Origin of the sequence: Halorubrum saccharovorum DSM 1137, from assembly GCF_000337915.1 — an archaeon.
Taxonomy (GTDB): domain Archaea; phylum Halobacteriota; class Halobacteria; order Halobacteriales; family Haloferacaceae; genus Halorubrum; species Halorubrum saccharovorum.
Genome location: NZ_AOJE01000010.1, coordinates 109,649 through 130,692 on the forward strand (window position 1 = coordinate 109,649; position 21,044 = coordinate 130,692).

Below are 21,044 nucleotides of genomic sequence, written 5' to 3' on the forward strand. Positions count from 1 at the left end.
TCCCGCCGAGCGATCCGGGACTCGGCTACTCGTCGACGATCTCGACGCCGAGCCGCTCTTCGAGCGCGCGGACGACGGACCCGCCGACGCCGGCTGTCGCGGCGCGCCCGTCCTCGACCGCGAACAGGTCGTCTTCGTCGACGTCGAGCTCTTCGGCCAGTTCCTCGACGGTGAGCCCGGCCTCTTGTCGGGCCGCCGCCACGTCGTCGCCGTAGCCGGAAACAAGGTACGGGAGCCGGTCCGACTCGTAGTTGGTTCCGCCCTCCTCCCAGTGTTTGGAGTCGCCGGTCGCGGAGTCGTACATCTTCGCCTGCTTGCGGGCGAGCTCCTTCTTCCGGCTCTCCGGGCCGCTCGATTCGGCGCTGGCGCCGCCGGGACTGCTGCCGGAACTCCCGCCCTGGCTCCCGCCCGATCTGTCCGACTCGCCGTGCCCGCTGGGCGCGTTGCCGGCGTCGTCGTGAGGACGACAGTCGGAGCAGACGAGGAGCTTCGCGCCGGCGACCGTGGCCCGCTGGAGCTCCGCTGTCTCGCGTCCGCAGAGCTCGCAGGCGTCGCCGTCGTCGCCGCCACCGCCACCGCCGGTCGAGTACTTCGCCATACCGCGAGTGGTAGACCCGGACGGTTAAAAAGTCGTGGAGGAGCGCGCAGCGATCAGGGAGCGTCGACCGCGTTTCTCCCGCCCGCTCCCCGCCCTCGGTCTACGGTCCGAGGTACCCCCACGCCTGCAGTCGGTCGCCGTCACCGTCGACCCAGCGCTCGCCGATGTCGTCGCGGTAGTACATGTTGGGCATCACGATGTCGTCGATCCGGTCGTACGCCTGCTCGCGCGCGGTCTGCATCGTGTCGCCCTTACCGGTCACGACGATGGGCATTCCGTTGTCGCCCGCCGCGCGCCACTGACCATCAACCTTCTTCGCATCTTCGAGATGGATCCCGTCGCGGCTATCCGTTTCAAACACCACAGCTGCATTCCGAGAGTTCTCATCGTACGTCTTCTCGTCGTCGAACGGGAACGGCGGAAGGACGACTCGCACGGCGATCTGATACCCGTTGTGAACGTCCACGTCGGGCTCGTTGCCGTGCGCGAGATCGGAGAAGAACGCTCCGGTCGACGACTCGATCGACTCCTCCTGTAAGGCGATCGTCGGGTACCCGAACCGGGGCGTGAACTCCAGCGGGTAGATCCCGTTTTCGTTCACGATGCAGTTGATGTCGATGCTCCCGACGTATCCTTCGTTGGCGAGCCAGTCTTCCAGTTTGCCGAAGGTCTCTTTGAATAATTTGTTCTGGCCGCCCCAGAACATCGACGTCCCCATTTCGCCGGTCTGAGGACCGATGTTGCCCGGGAATAGTTTCTTATGCTCAAAATTAAAATTGACCTGGTCAATGAACTCGTTCCCGTTGAAGAACCCGCAGATGGCGATCTCAACACCCTCGACTTTCCGCTGTAGTTGGAAGCCCTTCATCCGGTGTCCCCACGCCTTCTTGTAGGCGCGAAGCACCTCTACAACGTCGCTGCCATCATCTTCATTCCCTACGTACAGCAGTCGTTTAACGTTCTGAACTTCCCCAAGTGGCTTGATGACGTACGGGGCTGGATTCTCCTGCACGTGCTGGATGCCCGCGTCGAAGTCGTGGAAGATGTGGTGTTCGACGGTGTTGACGCCGTGGTCTTCGAGGACCTCCATCGCGTAGCCGCGATCCTCCTCGAGGTGGTCGGTGTTCGGCGTCCCGCCGACGACGGCCTTCCCCCGCTCGCGGAGTTCCTGTGCGATCTCGCCCGTGCCGATGTCGGAGCCGACCCAGATGTCGTCGAAGACGATCACGTCGGCCCACTCGACCTCCGCGCGCCAGTCGTCGACCTTGGGGACGAAGCCGTCGCCGATCTCCCGGTCGCTTTCGGCCTCGATGTGGTACTTCACGTCGTGGCCCTCGCGGTGAACCTGCCACGCGAGATCGGTGATCAGCGCGGCGTCCGCGGAGACGAACAGGAAGCGCTCGGTGTCCATGGAGGCACGTCCCGCGGCGGGAACTTGAGTGTGTCTGCCGGTCTCGATGAGTGTGTCTGCCGGTCCCGATCGACGTGGGGCGGGGACCGACGGACCGACTCCGGTCGAATTACTGCCCGACCACGTCGGGTTCGAGCGCGCCGACCTCTTTGAGGATCGCCTCGACGTTCCCCTCGGCGACGCCGTTCTCGCTGAGCGCCTCCCCGAGGTAAGTCGCGACGCGCCCGAACGCCTCCTCGGTGATCCCCATTCCCTCGTGGGCCGCTCGCATGTCCGCGCCCTCGTAGGAGACCGGGCCGCCGGCGACCGCGCTGATGAACTGGACCTGATGGGCGTACAGCGCCTCGCGGTCGACGCCCTCGAAGTACGGTTCGAGGACGGGATCGTCGAAGACGCGGTCGTAGAAGTCCGAGACGACGGCCTCGACTGCCTCTCGGCCGCCGATGTCGGCGTAGATTGACTTGGAGTCAGGCATCACGTCGATCGACTTCGTTCCGACTGAAGACGCCTCCGAAAGAACATGTTCGGGGGTTGTCCGTGTCGCCCGGTCAGACCCGAATACGTTCGGGGGAACACACACCCCGGCGACGGCCGACGCTCGGACATGAGCACTGACCGGTCCGACGGAAACGCCGCCCGATCCGAGGGGGATCACGACGAACTCGGAGCGCCGCCCGATCCGGAGCGGCTCCGGAGGCGGCTCCGCCGCCGAACCGACGCGATCGAACGGCGAGAGGTCGCGGAGGCCGTCTCGGTGCTCGACGCCCGCGGCGACCTCACCGACGATCAGCGCGAGACCGTCCGAGAGTTCGGATCAGCGCTCGTCGAGGCGCTGACCGCCGCCCCGGAGCAGGCGCTGGAGCGGGCGGCTCGGACCGAGGGGGCGAGGGAGCGGGGACGAGCGCGGGCGGTCCGCCGGCTCTTCGACCTCGACGAGGTGTAGCCTCGACCCCGACACGGTGTCGCCGCCGTTCCATCGGGGCACTCAGTCCTCGGTCTTCGGGAACTCCGCGACGAACTCGTCGGGCGCGTTCTGGCGGACCTCGTACGCCTCCTCGTCGAACGCGGGGACCTCGGCCGCCATCTCGTAGTACAGCGGCTTCGGTTCGTGGTCGTTGACGATGGTGAGCGTCTCGCCCGGGTCCATCCCGTCGAACTCCTCGTGTATCTTGTCGTGGCGGTTCACCGGCGGGATCTCGCGGACGTCGAGTCTCGGCATGCGATCGAAGAGTGGAGCCCCGTCCGATTCCGTGTTAAGCCGAACACGTTCGGGAACACTCACTCGCCGACGGGCCACGAACGCCCGATCGTGACAGACACGACTGCCAATACGTCGACCGGCACCGACAGAGAGCGGCGCGCGCCGTCCGCCCGGAGGGGTGAGTGACGTGCCGGCGACCGACTTCGACGCCGAGCGGAGCTACGTCGACGAGCGGTTCTCGACCAGCGAGGTGTTCCGGAGCGACCGGATGAAGGTCGTCTGCGGTTACTTCGAGCCGGGACAGTTCATCCCGGTCCACGCGCCCGACAGCGACGTGGCGATCACGGTTCGATCCGGTTCCGGCGTCGTCCGGGAGGGCGAGACCGACCGACCGGTCGAACCCGGCGATGTCGTCGTCGTGGAGGGCGGCACCGCGCGCGGCGTGAAGGCGAACGGTGGGGAGCGATTGGAGGCGACGCTCGTCACCGCGCCGCCGCCGACCGACACTGAACACGACCCCGTCAGAGAGGGACTTCGACGCGGAGAGTTCGATCCGCGGGGCGACGGGGAGTAGCGGGACCGGAAGTCGCGACCGCCGATCGCCTCGGCGAGGGGTTTTGTCTCTTGAAAATATTATTTATGAAGCCGAAACTAATATTCCGGCTAATAAATGGCACGGCGGACAGTAGCCAGACTTTTATTCGAGGTCGATGAAGAAACGGTGACGCCGAATGCGTGACGATTCCACCTCCGAGACGGGCGTCGCCGAGCTCGCTGCGCCGGTCGATCTTGCGCCGCTGGCGGACCCCGGCGCTCCCGTTTTGGGCGGGTGGATCCCCCGTGCAGACGCTTTCGGTGCGGTTACGAGCGAACTAACCACGGAACTTCAATCATAATGCCAAGAGACAACACCGATTGGTGGCCGAACCAGCTAGACCTAGACGTCCTCGACGAGCACGCCGGCAACCCCGGCCCGCTCGAAGAGGAGTTCGATTACGCCGAGGCGTTCGAGGAGCTCGACCTCGACGCGGTGAAAGAGGACATCGAGGAGGTAATGACGACGTCTCAGGACTGGTGGCCGGCCGACTACGGTCACTACGGGCCGCTTTTCATCCGGATGGCGTGGCACAGCGCCGGCACGTACCGGACGCACGACGGCCGCGGCGGCGCCTCCGGCGGGCGGCAACGGCTCCCGCCGCTCAACAGCTGGCCGGACAACGTCAACCTCGATAAGGCGCGGCGGCTGCTCTGGCCGGTCAAACAGAAGTACGGCCGCAAGCTCTCGTGGGCGGACCTGATCGTTCTGACCGGAAACGTCGCCCTCGAGTCGATGGGCTTCGAGACGTTCGGCTTCGCCGGCGGCCGCGAGGACGACTTCAAGCCCGACGACGCCGTCGACTGGGGTCCGGAAGATCAGTGGGAGTCGACTTCGGCGGAGCGCTTCGAGGAGGACGGACGACTCGACGACGCCCTCGGGAACACCGTCATGGGCCTCATCTACGTGAATCCGGAGGGGCCGAACGGCGAACCGGACCTGGAGGGGTCCGCGGCGAACATCCGCGACACGTTCAGCCACATGGCGATGAACGACAAGGAGACGGTCGCGCTCATCGCCGGCGGGCACACCTTCGGGAAGGTTCACGGCGCCGACGACGGCGACCACCTCGGCCCGGAGCCCGAGGACGCCCCGATCGACCTGCAGGGCCTCGGCTGGGACAACGACTTCGGCGAGGGGAAGGGTCCCGACACGATCACCAGCGGGATCGAGGGACCGTGGAACGCCACGCCGACCGCGTGGGACCTGAGCTACGTTAACAACCTGCTCAGCTACGAGTGGGAGCCGGAGAAGGGTCCCGGCGGCGCGTGGCAGTGGACAACGAAGAACGACGAGCTCGACGACGCCGCCCCCGGCGTGCAGGACCCCGCGGACAAGGAGGACGTGATGATGCTCACGACGGACGTGGCGCTGAAACACGACGACGACTTCCGGGCGGTGTTAGAGGAGTTCCGCGACGATCCCGACGAGTTCCAGCAGTCGTTCGCGAAGGCGTGGTACAAGCTCATCCACCGCGACATGGGTCCGCCGGAGCGGTTCCTCGGTCCCGAGGTCCCCGAGGAGACGATGCTCTGGCAGGATCCGCTCCCCGACGCCGACTACGACGTCGTCGGCGAGGCGGAGGTCGCCGAGCTCGAAGAGCTGATCGCGGAGTCCGACCTCTCGATTTCCGAGCGGGTCAAGACCGCGTGGGCGTCCGCCTCCACGTTCCGCCACAGCGACAAGCGCGGCGGCGCGAACGGCGCGCGGATCCGCCTCGAACCCCAGCGCAGCTGGGAGGTCAACCACCCCGAGGAGCTGGAGTCCGTACTGGAGACCTACGAGGAGATACAGGCCGAGTTCAACGAGTCGCGCGACGACGACACGCGGGTGTCGCTCGCCGACCTCGTCGTTCTCGGCGGCAACCTCGCCGTCGAGCAGGCCGCCGCGGCCGCCGGCCACGACGTGGACATCTCGTTCGAGCCGGGGCGCGTCGACGCCACGCAGGAGCAGACGGACGAGGAGTCCTTCGAGGCGCTCGAACCGGAGGTCGACGCCTTCCGTAACTACCTCGGCGAGGACCTGCCCCGCGAGCCGGAACACGAGATGGTCGACAGGGCCGAGCTGCTGAAGCTGACCGTCCCCGAGATGACGGTGCTCGTCGGCGGGATGCGCGTCCTCGACGCCAACTACGACGGCTCCGACCGCGGCGTGTTCACCGACGAGCCGGAGACGCTGACGAACGACTTCTTCGTCAACCTGCTCGACTTCGACCGCGACTGGGAGCCCGTCGACGACGACGAGGAGGTCTTCGAGCTCGTCGACCCCGAGACCGGCGAGGTCGACTGGACGGCGACTCGGCTCGACCTGATCTTCGGTTCGAACTCCCGACTTCGCGCCGTCTCCGAGATCTACGGCGCCGCCGACGGCGAGGAGAAGTTCGTTCAGGACTTCGCCGACGCGTGGAGCAAGGTCATGACGCTCGACCGCTTCGACCTCTAGAAGTCGACGCGTTTTCGGTTTTTGCGGGTGGCGTTTTTGAACCGTTATTCACCGACTGTCGAGGGCACGGTCTGTAGGTTCCCGATTTTCGCACACCGGTTCCGTTTCTTGCTGGTCGTCTGCGGGGTGACTCGACGGTGGACACCTCCAAAGCCTCAGTCGCTCGGTAGTACGAGATTGACGACGCTGCGGTGGACACCTCCAAAGCCCCAGCCGGGGGGGTCGGTGCGCTCGTTGTGGTCCTCAGTCGCTCGCGGTGCTCGCTCCTTGCGGTCCTTACGTCGCGCGCCGTCGCCCTCCCGGCAGCGAGGCACTTCGCGCCTCTGGCAGCCGGCGGCAACGCCGCCGGCGACTGCCCCTTTGAGTCCCATCCCGCACAGCACCACCGGAAGACGGTCCTGCTCGCTCACTACGTTCGCTGCGCGGGCTGCGACTTCCGAGCTCCCGCTCGCTCCGCTCGCGGGAACGCACCCGCACCTCACGCCTCCCCAGCCTCGCCGCTCACGCCCTGCGGGCGTTCGCGGCGTCCCTCGCGCGGTGCTGCTCGGCCGCGAGGCGGCCTCGCAGGCACGCGCCGACAGCATCCCTCACCACACCGGCGCGAGTAACAGCGCGACCGTGAACGAGATGAAGACGAGCTTCAGGCCGGTGTTGACGGCGATCACCTTCGTGCCGAACTCGGCGCCCCAGACCCCGTACTGGAAGGGGATCGAGCGTCGGAACGTGGAGACGGCGAACGAGAGGATGCCACCGATGAGCAGGCTCGCGACCGCGGTCCGGACGGTGAAGATGCCGTCGGCGGTACCGGCCAGCGTCACCGCGCCGGCGGTCGTGTCGAGCGTGTAGACGGCGATCACGGGGACGGCGGCGCCGGGGAGCCCTAACAGGCCGGTGATCGGCTCGGCGACGCTCGTCAGGGCTTCCACGTCGGTGTTGTTCACGAGCGCGATCACGAGGGTGTAGACCACCGCGAGCCGCGGGACGATCCGGCGGAGGGTGGCCCACGACTTCTCGCCGGCCTCGCGGACGCGTTCGCGGCTCGTGCGGTCGTCGGCGTCGGGACCGGTCGCATCGACCTCGCTGAGCGCGCCACGGTCGACGTTGCGCTCGGAGAGCAGGACGCCGCCCGCGAGCACGCCGGTGACCGTGATCGCCAGGGCGATCCCGGCGCGCGCGGAGACGTAGACGGCCCCGGTTTTCGCTCCCAAGATCGGGATCAACACCGGGATGTAGTAGGTGAACACGTGCTGGACGAACCCGAAGAACGTGTTGATGGTCACGGCGACCAGCGTCGCCCGGTCGTCGAGCAGGCCCGACTCGCGGTACTCGGCGAGCGTGGCGTACCCGGCCGTCGTCGACGCCGCGGTCGTGAGGATCGCGGTGCCGACCTCGTCGGGGAGGTTCGCGGGCCGGGTGAGCCACCCGGCGAGCCCGGCGACGTACCGGATCAGTCCGAACGCGACCGCGACGTTGGCGGCGAAGACGCCGACCGCGATGAACGCCGCGATGCGCGCGATCCGCGGGGCCACCTCGGCGAGCAGGGCGACGAGTTCGGCGGCGACCGATTGCACCCTCGACCGTACGCCCTCGGCGACCTAATGGGCATCGGAAGGAGTGAACCGGATCGGCTCCCTGCCGTCCCCGTCGCCGCCCCGCGCGGGGCTTATGAGACCCCCGGCCGAACTCCCGGCAATGGCACCCGCCGAAGACGACATCTCGATCGAGGAGAAGCGCGTGTACGCCGGGACGGCGGGCCGTACCGACGCGTACGTCGCTACCGAGAGCGGCGTCGTCCGGGTGGCGCTCTCGGCCGACAAGATCGGCGCGTTCGACATGGTCGCTCGCGGCCCCGCCCGCGACGCGGCGGTCCTCGTCCGCGCCGGTGACCCCGACCTCGTCGGGATCGCGACCCCCGACGGGCTTCAGGTCGCGCCCGTCGGCGACGATCCCGAGTTCGAACCCGTCACGGACGACCCGGACGAGGCGAAGTCGATCGTCGCCGTCGGCGTCCACGACGGCGCGTTCCTCGTCGCGAGCGAGGGCGGGGAGATCGGCCGTATCGAGGTCGGTGACGCGAGTTCCGATCCGACGGCGACGTCGATCGCCTCGGTCGGATCCGCGTCGGATCCGCGCGCGATCGACGGCCCCCTCGTCGCCGCCGGCGACGGGGTCCACCGGGTCACCGATCCCGGAGTCACCGAGGGCGACGGCGCGGGTGCGAACGCCGCCCGCGCGCTCACCGCGGTCGGGCTCGACGACGCCCGCGACGTGGCGGGGGTCGGAACGCCCCTCGCCGCGACCGGAGCGGGGGTCTACTGGCTGGGCAACGGCTGGATGTCGGCGCTGGAGGGCGACGCGACGGCGGTCGCCGCCGACGGCGACGGCCACGCGATGGCGGCCGCCGACGGGGACCTGTTCGTCCACGCGAGCGACGACGAGTGGGGCGCCGGGACGTGGACCGCGACCGATCTCCCGGTCGACGAGGAGCCGGTCGCGCTCGGCTACGGTCCAGGCGTGTCGGTCGCCGTCACCGACGCCGGCACGCTCTGCGTCGACGCCGGCGACGGCTGGCGTCACCAGGTCGTCGGCGTGCGGGGGGTCGCGGGCGTCGCGCTCGGGGCGGTGGAGTGAGTCGGGAGCGGTACCGATCCGGCGGGCCGCGCCCCTACGCGCTCGGCAGGTCGATCTCGTCGCCGTCGGCGTAGACGGCCGGGTTCCGGAGGATGCCGTCGAGGTGGACGGGGGCGTCCGTCTCGCCCCCGATCCCGGCGTTGTCGCCGATCGCGATATGGACCGTGCCGCCGGCCTTCTCGTCTAAGAGGACGGAGCCGACCAGCTCGTCGACGCCCACGTTGGTCCCGATCCCCAGCTCGGCGAGGTTGTAGGCGGCGTCGCCGACCGACTCCGCGGCGGTCTCGAGCTCCTCGCGCACCGCGTCGTCGCTCACGGACGTGACGAGCCCGTCCTCGACCTCGAAGACCAACTCACGCCCCTTCCCGAGCAGGCCGTGGGGCATCATCGTCCCGTCGACGACGTAGGTGCCGGTCGCGGTCTCGGGCGCGACGAACACCTCGCCGGCCGGCAGGTTCGAGAAGTCGCCCGGCTCGTGGACCATCCCGGTGTCGGCGAGCCACTCTCGGTCGCCGACGCCGAAGGTGATGTCGGTGCCCGCCGGCGAGGTCACCCGTATCTCGTCGGCGTCGGCGACCCGCGCGAGCACGTCGTCGCAGGCGGCGTCGATCGCGGCGTAGTCGGCGTCGAGTCCGGTGGTGAACACGGGCTCCGTGATCCCCGGAAGGGTCGCGCCGCGCGCCCCGGCCTCGCAGGCGCTCCCGCGGGCGCGAGTGTGACTCAGGCTCTTCGTCGTCGGCGCGAGGAAGGCGTCGCTCTCGGCCATCGCGGCCGCGACCGGGGCCGGTGGCTCGGTGCCGTGCTGGTCGGCCGGCGGGTACCGGAGGATCGTCGCGTCGTCGGTGACGGCGGTCGCGGCCTCGTAGAGCGCCTCGCCGATACGCTCGCGCTTGTCGTCGGTGACGACGACGACGGACTCGTCCGGCGTCACGCGCAGGCACTGCTCGACGGCGGTCTCGGCGGCGTCCGCAAGATCGCTCGACATGCTCGCCGATCCGGGGCGCCGGGCGTTAGTCCTTCCCATCGATAGTTCGTTTACTCCGTTTCGAAATCCAGTTTCATCCTCCTAGTGCGCGAATTAACCGACGGATTACTCTCCGCGTAGTTAATTTCTTATTGCGCCACTCGAAAACATTATGCAGGTCGCCGAGCGAGCGGTATCCATGATACGCGTGGGCGTCAACGGGTACGGGACGATCGGGAAACGCGTCGCGGACGCGGTCGCGGTTCAGGCCGACATGGAACTCGTCGGCGTAACGAAGACGAGCCCGGACTACGGCGCCGAGGCCGCGCTCCGTCGCGGCTACGACCTGTACGTCGCGATCGACGACCGAGCGGACGAGTTCGAGGACGCCGGCCTCGGGATCGCGGGTACCCTCGACGATCTCCTCGACGCCGTCGACGTGATCGTCGACTGCGCGCCCGGCGGGGTCGGCGAGCGCAACCGACCGACCTACGAGGCTCACGACACCCCCGCGATCTACCAGGGCGGCGAGGACGCCGCGATCGCGGACGCCTCCTTCAACGCCCGCGCCAGCGGCGAGATCGGCGACGTCGGCTCGCTCCGCGTCGTCTCCTGTAACACGACGGGGCTCTCGCGGCTGCTCGCGCCGCTCGACGAGGCGTACGGCGTCGAGAAGGCGCGCGTGACCCTCGTGCGGCGGGGCGGCGACCCGAGCGAGACCGACCGCGGCCCGATAAACGACGTGGTGCCGGACCCGGCGACGGTCCCCTCCCACCACGGCCCCGACGTGAACACGATCCTCCCGGACGTCGACGTCGACACGGCCGCGCTGAAGGCGCCGGTCACCGGAATGCACACCCACAGCGTCAACGTCACGCTCGGCGGAGAGCCGACCACGGACGAGGTCCGGGAGCTGCTCCGCGACGAGACGCGGCTGTTCCTGATCCCCGAACGCGCCGGCATCGACGGCGCCGGGACTCTGAAGGACTACGCGGCCGACATCGGCCGAGACCGCGGCGACCTCTGGGAGAACTGCGTCTGGGAGGAGTCGATAAGCGTCGAGGGGAAGGACCTGTACCTGTTCCAGAACGTCCACCAAGAGGCGGACGTGGTGCCCGAAAACGTCGACGCGGTCCGCACGCTGGCGACCGATATCTCCCGGGAGGAGTCGACGGCGCGGACCAACGAGGCGCTCGGCGTCGGCCTCGACAGCCTGCTGTCCGACGGCGGAGCCGGCCGCAACCAGATCGCCGCGGGCGACTGATCGGGGAGGCCGACGTCTGTCCCCGCCGTCTGTTCTCGCCTCACTCCGCGGGGGTGGTCACGAGGAAGGTGCGCCCGCCCCGGCGTTCGAGGTGGACCTCGCTGCCCCGCACGCGGTTCATCCGCGCGCGGTCGGCGATCCGATCGGTCCGGCACTCGGTCACGTCGACGCGGGTCGGCGTCGCGTATCGGGGCTGATCGTGGCTCGTCGCGCTCATACCGTCAACGAGGGTCGGAACGCCCGTATAAGCGAGCCATCCGCGGAGTGAAAGTGAAAGTGAATGTGAAAGTGAATGTGAAAGTGAAGGTGAAAGGAATCCGTTGACGGTGTGAACGTTGGGGAGACAACGAGCGGCGCCCTCGCTGCCTACCGCCGGAGCCCCGCCTCCTCGTCGCCTTCGACGAACCGCACGGTGAAGTAGTCGTAGCCGCCGTAGGCGGCGTCGAGCGCGCCCAGCCACCAGTTCCAGCGCTCGACGAGCGAGGAGCCGTCGGGCGCGTCTTCGAGGTGGTCGATCACGCCCGGCACGGTGAGGGCGTGCCCGCGGTCTCGGGAGGGCCGCCCCGAGTCGGCGAGGTCGCGAGCCGCCCGAGCGACCGCTCGCCGCTCGGCCTCGGTCCCGCCGAACTTCGAATCGAGGGCCTTCTCCAGACGCTGTCGGTCCATGGACGGACCTACGAGGCCCGAGTATATGAGTCGCGTGGTAGGGGGTGGCACGTCCGGTGTCGGAGGTGTGGTTCGGCGGGGGTCCGTGCGGGGCCGCCGCCGCGTCACAGCCGAGCCGCGAGCGCGAGAAAGAGGAAGCTGAACGGCGCCGTCAGGAGCGCCAACAGCGCCCCGGCCGCCGGTTCCCCGGCCGCGACGGCCATCGCGAGGCCGACGACGAGCGAGGCGGAGCCCACGATCGCGAGGATGACGCGCTCCGGGACGCTGGCCCGATCCGGTCCGCCGCTCCGCGCGAGCGCCGCGTCCAGCCGCCGCTCGACCTCGTCGGCGCGGTCGGTCGGGACGAACAGCCACGGCGTCGATCGGTACCAGGCGTTCCCGCGGTACGCGAGCAGGAACACGGTCGTCCACGGGAGGTCGATCCGACGGGTCCGGATCACGGACCCGAGGTCGTCCGAGCGCGTCCGGTCGTGGCTCCGGGAGGTCCGCTCGATAGTCTCGGCGGCCGGGTCGAGGCGCACGTCGGTCCCGCGCGACCCGGCGAGCGTCGGGAGGAACACGAAGATCGAAACGAGAAGCGGGGCGAAGCCGGAGAAAAGCGACGGCGCGGCCGAGAACGGGCCGGGCCCGATCGCCGCCACCACGCCCACGAGCACGGCGCCCGCGCCGGCGAGCGTCCAGCCGATCCGAAACCGCGAGGGGTCAAAGTCGTAGTCGCCGAACTGCGACAGGAGCTCTCGGCGCCGTTCCGGTGAGGTCTGATCGTACGCCACGAGCCAGTACAGTAGCGACATCGGACCGCCGACGAAGAGGAGGACGAGCAACGCCCACGTCGACGCCGGCGGTCCGTCGCCTCCAAACGGCGAGGCGCTCCCCCCGAGCACCGAGGCGGCGACGCCGACGGCGGCGAACAGCAGCGCGGCGAAGATGAGTCCCGCCGTGGTCACGCTCGCGCCGAACGCCAGCGACCGCAGGCGCTCGAAACGGACCGGTCCCCACTCAACGGGAGTCATCTCGGGATCGGTGTCGGTCTCGGACCCGGGGGACGCGGCGGGATCGACCTCTGGATCCGCGCCGGGGTCCCGGTCTGTCGGCGACCGTATCCCGTCGATCGATACGCCGGACTCGGAGGGCATGGCGGGTCGTTGGGGCGCTGACGGCTTAAATTCCGGCCGTCGCGCTGGCTGACGGACGAGAGTCGGTCGGCCGGACGGTGTCGCGTCGGGGCGTTGGAAACCCGGACGGACGCGGCAGCGAGTATTTATCCGGGGGACGGGTAGGGGGCGTATGACCGACTGGCGCGCCGTCGGCTACGGGTTCGTGGTGATGGTGATCGCCGGGCTCCTCGCGACGTTCGCCCCGGTGGTCGGGCACATCGGCGCGGGGCTGATCGGGGGGTTCGTCGCCGGCTACGTCGCCGGCGGCGGGCTGCTCTCCGGGACGTGGCACGGCCTGCTCGCGGGGTCGGTGAGCGGGATCGCCGTTACCCTCCTCTTGGCCGCGTTCGGCGGCCTCGTGGGGCTCCTCGGCGGCCCCGTCGGCGGCCTGCTCAGCGGCGCCGGCGTGCTCGTCGTGGGGCTGTTCGTGACGTTCCTGTTCGCTGTCGACTCGGCGCTCGCGGGCGCGATCGGCGGCGTGATCGGGGACTGAGTCGGTTTCGTCGCGGTCGGTTTCGTCGCGGCCGTGCAGATTTGCGGAATCAATGGACGAGAGTCTGCTGGCAGATCGAGACCGACCACCGATAGAGAGTACCGGCCGAGTACGCCTACGCGCTCTCGACGGCGTCGAGGACGGCGTCGTAGTCCGGCTCGTTGGTCGGGTCGTCGGCGATCCAGTCGTAGACGACCTCGCCCCCGTCGTCGAGCACGAACACCGCCCGGTTGGCGATCCCGTGAAGGCCCAGGTCGGCGATGTCGATCTCCAGCCCGTACGCTCGGATCGCGTCGCCGGCCATGTCGCTCACGAGGTCGAACTCGATCCCGTGCTCCTCGCGGAACGCGCCCTGCGAGAACGGGGAGTCGGCGCTGATTCCGAACAGCGTCGCGCCCGCGTCGTCGAACTCGGCGACGCGCTCCTGGAACGCTACCATCTCGTTCGTGCACGGGGGCGTGAACGCGCCCGGGAAGAAGGCGAGCACGACCGGCCCGTCGCCGATGTGGTCGTCGAGGTCGAACGGTTCGTGATCGCTCGTGCCGACCGTCGCGGTGAACGTGGGTGCGGCGTCGCCTGTGGATACCATCGCTGCGTAGTAGGGTCGATTCACGCAAAAGGCTTGTCGCGCTCACGTTCGGTGCCGGCACCGGTCTCCCGCCGGTCGGGACGCGTGAGAGCCGGGACGCGTGAGAGCCGGGGCGCGTGAGAGCCGGGGCGCGTGAGAGCCGGGCTACTCCCGGTCGATGTACTCCTGTTGGATCGCGACGACCTCGGCGGAGTCCTCGCAGGCGGCGTATCGCCGGAGCGGCTCCTCGTTGAGTTCGAGGAACGTCTCGCCCCACGTGAACTTCGCCATGATTCGCTCGGCGTGGTCGCGCTCGCCGAGGATCGCCAAGGCGGCCGCGAACGCCTCGACCGTGGTGAGTCGCATCGGGCGCCCGAAGTTCACGGGGTTGCCGGCGACGAGGTAGGGGAGCGCGCGGTGCTCGCCCGGGAGGCTGAACATCTTCTCCCCCGCCGACTCCCACGAGCAGTCGAGCGCGACGAGCGCGTTCTCGGCGGCGAGACCGGCGTCCGCTGGCGAGAGCGCACGCTCGGCGTGGGGGTTTAACACGACGCCGTAGGGCGTGGCGCGGTCGGAGCGGTGCAGCTCGGCGAGGTCGAACCGCGCGAGTTTCCGCGCCGTGCACTTGTCGGGGTCGTCGTCGCCCTCGTACCGGACGTGCAGGTCCACGAGTACGAAGTCGTGTGAGTCGTTTATAAGGTGTGCGGAGCGGAAGGGAATGCCGGCATCACGGGCGATCGACGATAGATGATCAGTGACTCTGCAGTGAACACTTCCAAAGCCCCAGCCGCGAGGACTCGCGCGCCTCGCTGCGCTCCTCACTCGGTCGCGTTGCTCCCTCGTTGCGGTGCTTGCGTCGTCGAGCGTCGTCCTCGCGGCTGCCCCTTTGTGTCCCACCCCGCTCGGCGCAGCACCGCAGCCTCACACCTCCCCAGCCTCGCGGCTCCCTTCGGTCGCCGCGTCCCTCGCGCGTGCTGACTCGCGGCCTGCCGGCCGCTCGCAGGCACGCGCCACCGCAATCCGGTTTATAAGCGATCGTCGCCGCCCACTGTGCCGAACCCCCTTCCCCCATTCCGACAGCCCGATACCGTCAAACCGGCCCGGTACCGGCGGGGTTTTTCCTCATCGCCACGCAGGTGCGTGTATGGAGCTGTTCGCCGTTCCGGACCTCCCGGAGATCCGGGAAGGAGACGATCTGGCGGCCATGATCGGCGATCGCGTCGACCTCCGTGACGACGACGTGGTCGTCGTCGCCAGCACCGTCGTCTCCAAGGCGGAGGGCCGCGTCTTCGACCTCTCGGAGTTCCCGGCGAGCCCGCGCGCCGAGAAGGTCGCCGACCGGCTCGCGGCGATCGCCGGCGAGGAGAAGGACCCGCGCTTCGCGCAGGCCGTCATCGAGGAGTCGACGGAGCTGATCATGGAGGCGCCTTTCCTGTTGACGGCGACCCGCTTCGGTCACATCGGCGTCAACGCCGGGATCGACCGGTCGAACGTCCCCGGCGGCGACCTGCTGTTGCTCCCGGAGCGCCCCTCCGAGAGCGCGGAGCGAATCCGCGAGGGGCTCGCCGCCGACCGCGTCGTCGTCAGCGACACCTGCGGGCGCCCGTTCCGACACGGCCAGCGCGGGGTCGCGATCGGCTGGGCCGGGATGCCCGCCAGCCGCGACTGGCGCGGCGAGCGCGACCGCGACGGCCGCGAGATGGGCGTCACCGTCCAGAACGTGATCGACGAGCTCGCGTCGGCCGCCAACCTCGTCGCCGGCGAGGGCGCGGGCGGCACCCCCGTCGTCGTCGTCCGCGACTGGGAGTTCGGCGACCACGACGGCTCGGACAACCACTTCCGCGAGGTCGAGGGCGACTTCGTCCGGCAGGCGTTGCGCGAGTGGACCTTTCAGGAGTAACCATGCTCGGCATCGAACTCACCCCCGAACACGACCTGCACCGCCTCGTCGACCTCGGCGTCCGCGCCGAGGAGGCCGGCTACGACGCCGTCTACTCGACGTGTCACTACAACAACCGCGACCCGTGGGCGTTCCTCTCGCAGCTCGCGACCGCCACGGACTCGGTCCGGCTCGGCCCGGGGGTCGCCAACCCCTACGAGACCCATCCCGTGACGCTCGCCTCGAAGGTCGCCACCCTCGACGAGCTGTCGGCGGGCCGCGCCGTCTTCGGGCTCGGCCCCGGCGACCCCTCGACGCTCCGGAACCTCGGGCTCGAAGACGAGCGCGGGCTCCGGCCCGTGCTGGAGGCGTTCAAGACCGCCCAGAGGCTCTGGGCCGGCGAGCGCGTCGATCACGAGGGGACCTTCGACGCCGCGGGCGCCGGGCTCAACTACGAGCCGCCACAGGGGGCGTCGATCCCGGTCCACGTCGGCGGCGAGGGGCCGCACATGTGTCGGATGGCCGCGAAACACGCCGACGGGCTGCTGTACAACGGGTCGCATCCGAGGGACCTCGCGTGGGCCCGCGAACAGGTCGACGACGGGCTCGGAGAGCGTCCCGACGGCCGCGGCGACTTCGATCTGATCGCGTACGCCGCGGTCTCGGTCGCCGAGGACGCCGACGCCGCCCGCGAGGCCGCCCGCCCCCCGGTCGCGTTCATCGCGGGAGGTGCGGCGCCGCCGGTCCTGAAGCGCCACGGTATCGACCCCGACGCGGCCGCGGAGATCGGCGAGCGCGTCTCGGCCGGCGAGTTCTCCGCGGCCTTCGAGCGCGTGACCCCCGGGATGATCGACGCGTTCTGCATGGCGGGCGACCCCGAGACGGTCCGCGAGCGCGCCGCCGCCGTCGCCGAGCACGCCGACGGGCTCGTGGTCGGCTCGCCCCTCGGCCCGGATCTGGAGAGTGCGGTCGACCTCGCGGCCGAGGCCGTGGACGGCGCCTTTTAAATCACCGCGGCGTTTCCGCGGCCCGAGAATCGGGAATCGCGCCTGATAACTCCGGGGTGAGCTTCATAACCCGCTTCCGCCGAGTTCCCTGCATGTCGACGACACGAAAGCGACGCCCGGGGCTCCGGGGGCGGTACGAAACCCTCCTGTGGGGAACGATGGACCGCCTGGGGATCTCCGAGTCGATAGAGCGCAAGGTCGTCACCGCCGTCGGGATCCAGTTTCTCGTCACCGTCGGGATCTTTCTCGTGCCGTTTCTGGTCTCCGGGAGGCTCTCGTACGTGCTCTCCGGCGCCCTGTTTCTCGGAGCCGTGCTCGCGATCTACAACACCCTTCTCATCGTGCGCAGCGACTTCGTGGCCCCGCTCCGACAGTTGGAGTCCGGCGCCGATGCGATCGCCGCGGGCGAGATCGACGCCGTCAGCGGGACGGGAGCGACGGACGCCTCCGGTCCGGCCCTCTCCGAGAGCGATCAACCCGACGAGATCGGGAGCCTCGTGAACTCGTTCGTCGCGGTCGAACGCTACCTCGGGACCGTTTCGGCGCAGGCGGAGGCGCTCGCGGCCCAGGAGTTCGACGACCCCGCGCTCGACGAGGACGTGCCGGGGACGTTCGGCGACTCGCTCGACGAGATGGCCGCGAACCTCGAAGCGTACACCGCCGAGCTCGAATCGCTCGTCGACGCCTTCGGCGACGCGGCCGGCCGAGCGCGGGACGGCGACCTGACCGCGACGATCGACGGCGACGCGCTGGCCACCGACGAGGACCGGTACACCGAGCTGGTCGAGAACTACAACCGTCTCGTGACCACGCTCGGCGGGACGGTCGGCGAGGTCGCGTCGTTCACGGGCGAGGTCGCGGACGCGAGCGGCGACGTGCGCGCGAGCATGGACGAGGTTGACGGCGCCAGCGAGGAGGTCGCGCGCTCGGTCCAGGAGATAAGCGACGGGGCCGCCGAACAGACCGAGGCGCTGGAGTCGGTCTCCGGCGAGATGAGCACGCTCTCGGCGACCGTCGAGGAGATCGCGGCGTCGGCCGACGACGCGGCGGCGACCGCCCGGAGCGCGGCGGACCGCGGGCGGGCGGGCCGCGAGGAGGCGACCGCGGCGATCGCGGAGCTGGAGGCGCTGGAAGCCGGCATCGCCGAGACGGCGACCGCCGTGGAGGACCTCGTCGACCGGATCGACGAGATCGACGAGATCGCCTCCGTGATCGACGGGATCGCCGAGGAGACGAACCTGCTCGCGCTCAACGCCTCCATCGAGGCGGCTCGGGCCGACGGCTCCGGCGACGGGTTCGCGGTCGTCGCCGACGAGGTGAAGGCGCTCGCCGAGGAGACCCGCGAGGAGGCCGCGGCGATCTCGGGGCGCATCGACGAGGTGCAGGCGGCGTCGGCGGAGACCGCCGAGGACGTGGACGAGATGGAGTCGCAGGTGTCGGACGGCGTCGCCACGATCGAGTCGACGCTCAGGGAGTTCGAGGAGGTCGTCGAGGACGTGACGACGGTCGACGAGACGGTCCAGGAGATAAGCGAGGCGACCGACGACCAGGCGCGGACGACCCAGGAAGTCGTCGACATGGTCGACGACATCGCCTCGGTCAGCCGGCAGACGGCGACGGAGGCGGAGACCGCGGCCGCCGCGGCCGAAGAGCAGACCGCGACGGTCTCGGAGGTCACCCGTCGGGTCCACGCGCTCTCGGACCAGTCCGACGAGCTGCTCGCCACGCTCGGCGAGTTCGAGGTTCCCGAGGGCGACGCCGACCGAGCCACCGCGTCCGGCACCGAAAGTCCCGAACCGGAGCGCTCGGGAGCATCGATCGCAGGCGCGGGCGACGACTGAGCAGGGAGCCGCTGCCGTGAACCGGTGAAACGCTACTCCGCCGGGCCGCGACCGCCGAGCGAGGGGAGCGTCACGCCGATCTCCTGTAAGAGGGCGCCGACCGCCGCGTATCCGAGCACGGCCACCGCGCCGACGAGCAGGACCTGCCCGACGACGACGAGGAGCGCCGAAATCGGATCGCCGGCGCCGAGGATCAGGTCGTTCACGAACAGGTCCACGAACCGTCCCACGTCCCCGACGAGTCGAGAGACGACGTCGATGAGCGCCATCATGGCCGGCAGTTGGACCGGGGGGTACTTGGGTGTTGAGTTCGCGGCCCTCCTTCCCGGGCGACCGAGAGGCGACTCGCGATCGGCGGCCCCCGTCCTGACAACCGAACGGCTTACACCCGACCGACACGGACCTGTTCGTCATGAACGCCCTGACGGAACTGTTCGCCGAGAACACGCTGTTGTGGGTCCTCACGGGGGTCCTCGCGTACTCCGCGGCCGCGATATGGCTCCGGAACCGAGGGGTCCTCCCCGAGTCCGTCCGCGTCTCCGGACCGGTACTGACACTCAGAACCCTCCGCGGCCGCGTCTTCCTCAACCGGCTCGCCGCGCCGAAGCGGCTCTGGCGGGCCGTCGCGAACCTCGGGCTCGGCGGCGCCTTGGTCGCGATGATTGGCTCGTTCGTCCTCATCCTCTCGTCGGCGCTGTCCGCGCTCCGAACCGCCCAGCCCTCGGCGATACAGCAGCCGCAGAACTTCCTCATCATCCCCGGGGTGAACGACTTCCTCCCCCTCTCGGTCGCGCCCGAGATCGTCGCCGGCCTCGCGATCGCGATGGTCGTCCACGAGGGCGCGCACGGCCTGCTGTGCCGCGTCGAGGGGATCGACATCGAGTCGATGGGGCTCGTCTTCTTCACGCTCCTCCCGGTCGGCGCCTTCGTCGAGCCGAACGAGGAGGCGACCCAGGAGGCCTCCCGCGGCGCCCGCGCCCGGATGTTCGCCGCGGGCGTCACCGCGAACACGGTCCTCACGGTCCTCGTCTTCGCGCTCCTCTTCGGTCCCGTCGTCGGCGCGATCGCGCCCGCCCCCGGCTACGCCGTCGGCGAGGTGACCCCCGAGTCGCCGGCCGCGGCCGCCGACATCGCTCACGGAGACCGCCTCGTCGCGGTCGGCGGCGCGCCCGTCGAAACCGCCGACGAGTTCGAGGCAGCGCTCGCCGACGCCGGGGAGACGGTCAGCGTCACGGCCGACGACGGCGACGGGGAGCGAACCGTCGAGGTCGACCGCGAGCTCCACGTGATCGGCACCGCCGGCGGGAACCCGCTCGGCGTGACGATCGAGTCGGAGCCGGTGGCGATCACCGAGGTCAACGGCGAATCCGTGGCGACCGAGCGGGAGTTCCTCGCCGCCGTCGGCGACGCGGAGCGCGCGACGGTGACCGTCGACGCCGACGGCGCGGCCAACGCCACCGTCGACACCGAGACCGCCGAGATCCCGATCGGCGCGTACGCCCTCGGCGTGCAGGAGGACGGCCCCCTCCACGCGGCGGGCGCCCCACTCGGGGAGCCGATGACGGTCGTTTCGATCGACGGCGAGCGCGTCCGGAACAACGACGAGCTCTCGGGGGCGCTCGGCGATCGCGACCCCGGCGCGACCGTCGAGGTCGTCGCGTACGGTCCCGACGACGAGCGCGTGCCCTACGACGTGGAGCTCGATCCCCATCCGAACCGCGACGGCGGGTTCATCGGCGTGAGCGTCTTCCCGGGTTCCAGCGGGCTCGCGCTCGACGACTTCGGCGTCTCGGAGTACCCGGCCGGCGCGTACCTCGAACTGCTCGGCGGCGACGGCGGCGAGGGCGCGACCGACGGGCTCGCGCTCGGGGGACTCACGGGCTCCCCGCTCGGGCTCGTGTTCGCCTCGCTCATCCTCCCGCTCGGCAGCCTGTTCGGGCTCCCGTTCAACTTCGCGGGCTTCACCGGTGAGATGACCAATTTCTTCGTGGTCGAGGGCGCGTTCGCCGCGCTCGGCGGCGGGACGTTCCTCCTCGCGAACCTCCTCTTCTGGACCGGATGGATCAACATCCAGCTCGCGCTGTTCAACTGCCTGCCGGCGTTTCCGCTCGACGGCGGTCGCATCCTCCGGATGGTCGCCGAGGCGGTGGTCAGCCGGGTCCCGATTTCCGACCGCCACGCCGCGGTCCGGACGATCACGGTCTCCTCCGGGCTCGTCATGCTCGCCGGACTGATCATGATGATCTTCGGCAATCAGATCCTCATGGCCCTCGGGCTGCTCTGACCTGGCACGGTCACGACTGAGCGGTCGGGTCGGAGATCGAGCC

The 21,044-nt window shown here is 69.7% G+C and carries 22 protein-coding genes; 10 read left to right on the top strand and 12 right to left on the bottom strand.

What is annotated here, in order from left to right; genetic code table 11:
* Positions 1–25: 25 nt before the first annotated feature.
* The 3 genes from C471_RS02290 to C471_RS02300 all read right to left on the bottom strand — a co-directional run bounded on the left by C471_RS02290 (position 26) and on the right by C471_RS02300 (position 2,484).
* Entirely contained in the window at positions 26–598 is a 573-nt protein-coding gene (locus C471_RS02290) for a helix-turn-helix domain-containing protein (RefSeq protein ID WP_004046345.1), read from the bottom strand.
* A 100-nt stretch (positions 599–698) separates the two neighbouring features.
* Positions 699–2,009 carry a phosphoribosylamine--glycine ligase gene (locus C471_RS02295; RefSeq protein ID WP_004046346.1) on the bottom strand — a complete coding sequence of 437 codons (1,311 nt, stop codon included), beginning with the start codon at positions 2,007–2,009 and terminating at the stop codon, positions 699–701.
* A 109-nt stretch (positions 2,010–2,118) separates the two neighbouring features.
* Positions 2,119–2,484 carry a group I truncated hemoglobin gene (locus C471_RS02300; RefSeq protein ID WP_004046347.1) on the bottom strand — a complete coding sequence of 122 codons (366 nt, stop codon included), beginning with the start codon at positions 2,482–2,484 and terminating at the stop codon, positions 2,119–2,121.
* A gap of 129 nt (positions 2,485–2,613) precedes the next feature.
* Between C471_RS02300 and C471_RS02305 the strand changes: the two genes are divergently transcribed.
* Complete coding sequence (locus tag C471_RS02305) at positions 2,614–2,952, top strand: glutamyl-tRNA reductase (RefSeq protein ID WP_004046348.1); 339 nt, start codon at positions 2,614–2,616, stop codon at positions 2,950–2,952.
* A gap of 42 nt (positions 2,953–2,994) precedes the next feature.
* Here the strand turns inward: C471_RS02305 and C471_RS02310 are convergent, their stop codons facing one another.
* Positions 2,995–3,228, bottom strand: coding sequence for a DUF2249 domain-containing protein (locus tag C471_RS02310; protein ID WP_004046349.1), 234 nt, complete (start codon positions 3,226–3,228; stop codon positions 2,995–2,997).
* A gap of 169 nt (positions 3,229–3,397) precedes the next feature.
* On the opposite strand from C471_RS02310, the gene C471_RS02315 reads away from it, so the two are divergent.
* Together C471_RS02315 and katG are read left to right on the top strand one after the other, a co-directional pair.
* Entirely contained in the window at positions 3,398–3,784 is a 387-nt protein-coding gene (locus C471_RS02315; protein WP_004046350.1) for a cupin domain-containing protein, read from the top strand.
* A gap of 321 nt (positions 3,785–4,105) precedes the next feature.
* Positions 4,106–6,247 (top strand): catalase/peroxidase HPI, encoded by a 2,142-nt coding sequence (gene katG / locus C471_RS02320; protein WP_004046351.1) that lies wholly within the window; start codon positions 4,106–4,108, stop codon positions 6,245–6,247.
* Between the two features lie 587 nt (positions 6,248–6,834).
* On the opposite strand, the gene C471_RS02325 is transcribed toward katG, so the two are convergent.
* Positions 6,835–7,818 (bottom strand): hypothetical protein, encoded by a 984-nt coding sequence (locus C471_RS02325; protein ID WP_004046352.1) that lies wholly within the window; start codon positions 7,816–7,818, stop codon positions 6,835–6,837.
* A gap of 121 nt (positions 7,819–7,939) precedes the next feature.
* Between C471_RS02325 and C471_RS02330 the strand changes: the two genes are divergently transcribed.
* Positions 7,940–8,878, top strand: a complete 939-nt coding sequence (locus tag C471_RS02330) for an HVO_0234 family beta-propeller protein (RefSeq protein WP_004046353.1) — start codon at positions 7,940–7,942, stop codon at positions 8,876–8,878.
* Between the two features lie 34 nt (positions 8,879–8,912).
* On the opposite strand, the gene C471_RS02335 is transcribed toward C471_RS02330, so the two are convergent.
* Positions 8,913–9,863: an aminopeptidase gene (locus tag C471_RS02335; protein WP_004046354.1), complete on the bottom strand. Its 951-nt coding sequence runs from the start codon at positions 9,861–9,863 to the stop codon at positions 8,913–8,915.
* A gap of 178 nt (positions 9,864–10,041) precedes the next feature.
* Between C471_RS02335 and C471_RS02340 the strand changes: the two genes are divergently transcribed.
* Positions 10,042–11,106: a type II glyceraldehyde-3-phosphate dehydrogenase gene (locus tag C471_RS02340; protein ID WP_004046355.1), complete on the top strand. Its 1,065-nt coding sequence runs from the start codon at positions 10,042–10,044 to the stop codon at positions 11,104–11,106.
* 40 nt (positions 11,107–11,146) lie between these two features.
* On the opposite strand, the gene C471_RS17570 is transcribed toward C471_RS02340, so the two are convergent.
* The 3 genes from C471_RS17570 to C471_RS02350 all read right to left on the bottom strand — a co-directional run bounded on the left by C471_RS17570 (position 11,147) and on the right by C471_RS02350 (position 12,908).
* Positions 11,147–11,323 carry a hypothetical protein gene (locus C471_RS17570; protein ID WP_004046356.1) on the bottom strand — a complete coding sequence of 59 codons (177 nt, stop codon included), beginning with the start codon at positions 11,321–11,323 and terminating at the stop codon, positions 11,147–11,149.
* 149 nt (positions 11,324–11,472) lie between these two features.
* Positions 11,473–11,772 carry a hypothetical protein gene (locus tag C471_RS02345; RefSeq protein WP_004046357.1) on the bottom strand — a complete coding sequence of 100 codons (300 nt, stop codon included), beginning with the start codon at positions 11,770–11,772 and terminating at the stop codon, positions 11,473–11,475.
* Between the two features lie 104 nt (positions 11,773–11,876).
* Positions 11,877–12,908, bottom strand: a complete 1,032-nt coding sequence (locus C471_RS02350; RefSeq protein WP_004046358.1) for a hypothetical protein — start codon at positions 12,906–12,908, stop codon at positions 11,877–11,879.
* A gap of 151 nt (positions 12,909–13,059) precedes the next feature.
* Here C471_RS02350 and C471_RS02355 point away from each other — a divergent pair, with 151 nt between their 5' ends.
* Positions 13,060–13,422, top strand: coding sequence for a DUF5518 domain-containing protein (locus C471_RS02355; RefSeq protein ID WP_004046359.1), 363 nt, complete (start codon positions 13,060–13,062; stop codon positions 13,420–13,422).
* A gap of 115 nt (positions 13,423–13,537) precedes the next feature.
* Here C471_RS02355 and C471_RS02360 read toward each other — a convergent pair whose 3' ends face one another.
* Both C471_RS02360 and C471_RS02365 read right to left on the bottom strand, forming a co-directional pair.
* Positions 13,538–14,011: a redoxin domain-containing protein gene (locus C471_RS02360; protein WP_004046360.1), complete on the bottom strand. Its 474-nt coding sequence runs from the start codon at positions 14,009–14,011 to the stop codon at positions 13,538–13,540.
* A 144-nt stretch (positions 14,012–14,155) separates the two neighbouring features.
* Positions 14,156–14,659, bottom strand: a complete 504-nt coding sequence (locus C471_RS02365; protein WP_004046361.1) for a DUF367 family protein — start codon at positions 14,657–14,659, stop codon at positions 14,156–14,158.
* 475 nt (positions 14,660–15,134) lie between these two features.
* Between C471_RS02365 and C471_RS02370 the strand changes: the two genes are divergently transcribed.
* The 3 genes from C471_RS02370 to C471_RS02380 all read left to right on the top strand — a co-directional run bounded on the left by C471_RS02370 (position 15,135) and on the right by C471_RS02380 (position 18,717).
* Positions 15,135–15,890 (top strand): coenzyme F420-0:L-glutamate ligase, encoded by a 756-nt coding sequence (locus tag C471_RS02370; protein ID WP_004046362.1) that lies wholly within the window; start codon positions 15,135–15,137, stop codon positions 15,888–15,890.
* 2 nt (positions 15,891–15,892) lie between these two features.
* Positions 15,893–16,876 carry a 5,10-methylenetetrahydromethanopterin reductase gene (locus C471_RS02375; RefSeq protein ID WP_004046363.1) on the top strand — a complete coding sequence of 328 codons (984 nt, stop codon included), beginning with the start codon at positions 15,893–15,895 and terminating at the stop codon, positions 16,874–16,876.
* A gap of 158 nt (positions 16,877–17,034) precedes the next feature.
* Positions 17,035–18,717, top strand: coding sequence for a methyl-accepting chemotaxis protein (locus C471_RS02380; RefSeq protein ID WP_004046364.1), 1,683 nt, complete (start codon positions 17,035–17,037; stop codon positions 18,715–18,717).
* 32 nt (positions 18,718–18,749) lie between these two features.
* Here C471_RS02380 and C471_RS02385 read toward each other — a convergent pair whose 3' ends face one another.
* Positions 18,750–18,989: a hypothetical protein gene (locus C471_RS02385; protein ID WP_049908927.1), complete on the bottom strand. Its 240-nt coding sequence runs from the start codon at positions 18,987–18,989 to the stop codon at positions 18,750–18,752.
* Between the two features lie 140 nt (positions 18,990–19,129).
* Between C471_RS02385 and C471_RS02390 the strand changes: the two genes are divergently transcribed.
* Positions 19,130–21,001 carry a site-2 protease family protein gene (locus C471_RS02390; protein WP_004046366.1) on the top strand — a complete coding sequence of 624 codons (1,872 nt, stop codon included), beginning with the start codon at positions 19,130–19,132 and terminating at the stop codon, positions 20,999–21,001.
* Positions 21,002–21,044: the final 43 nt, after the last annotated feature.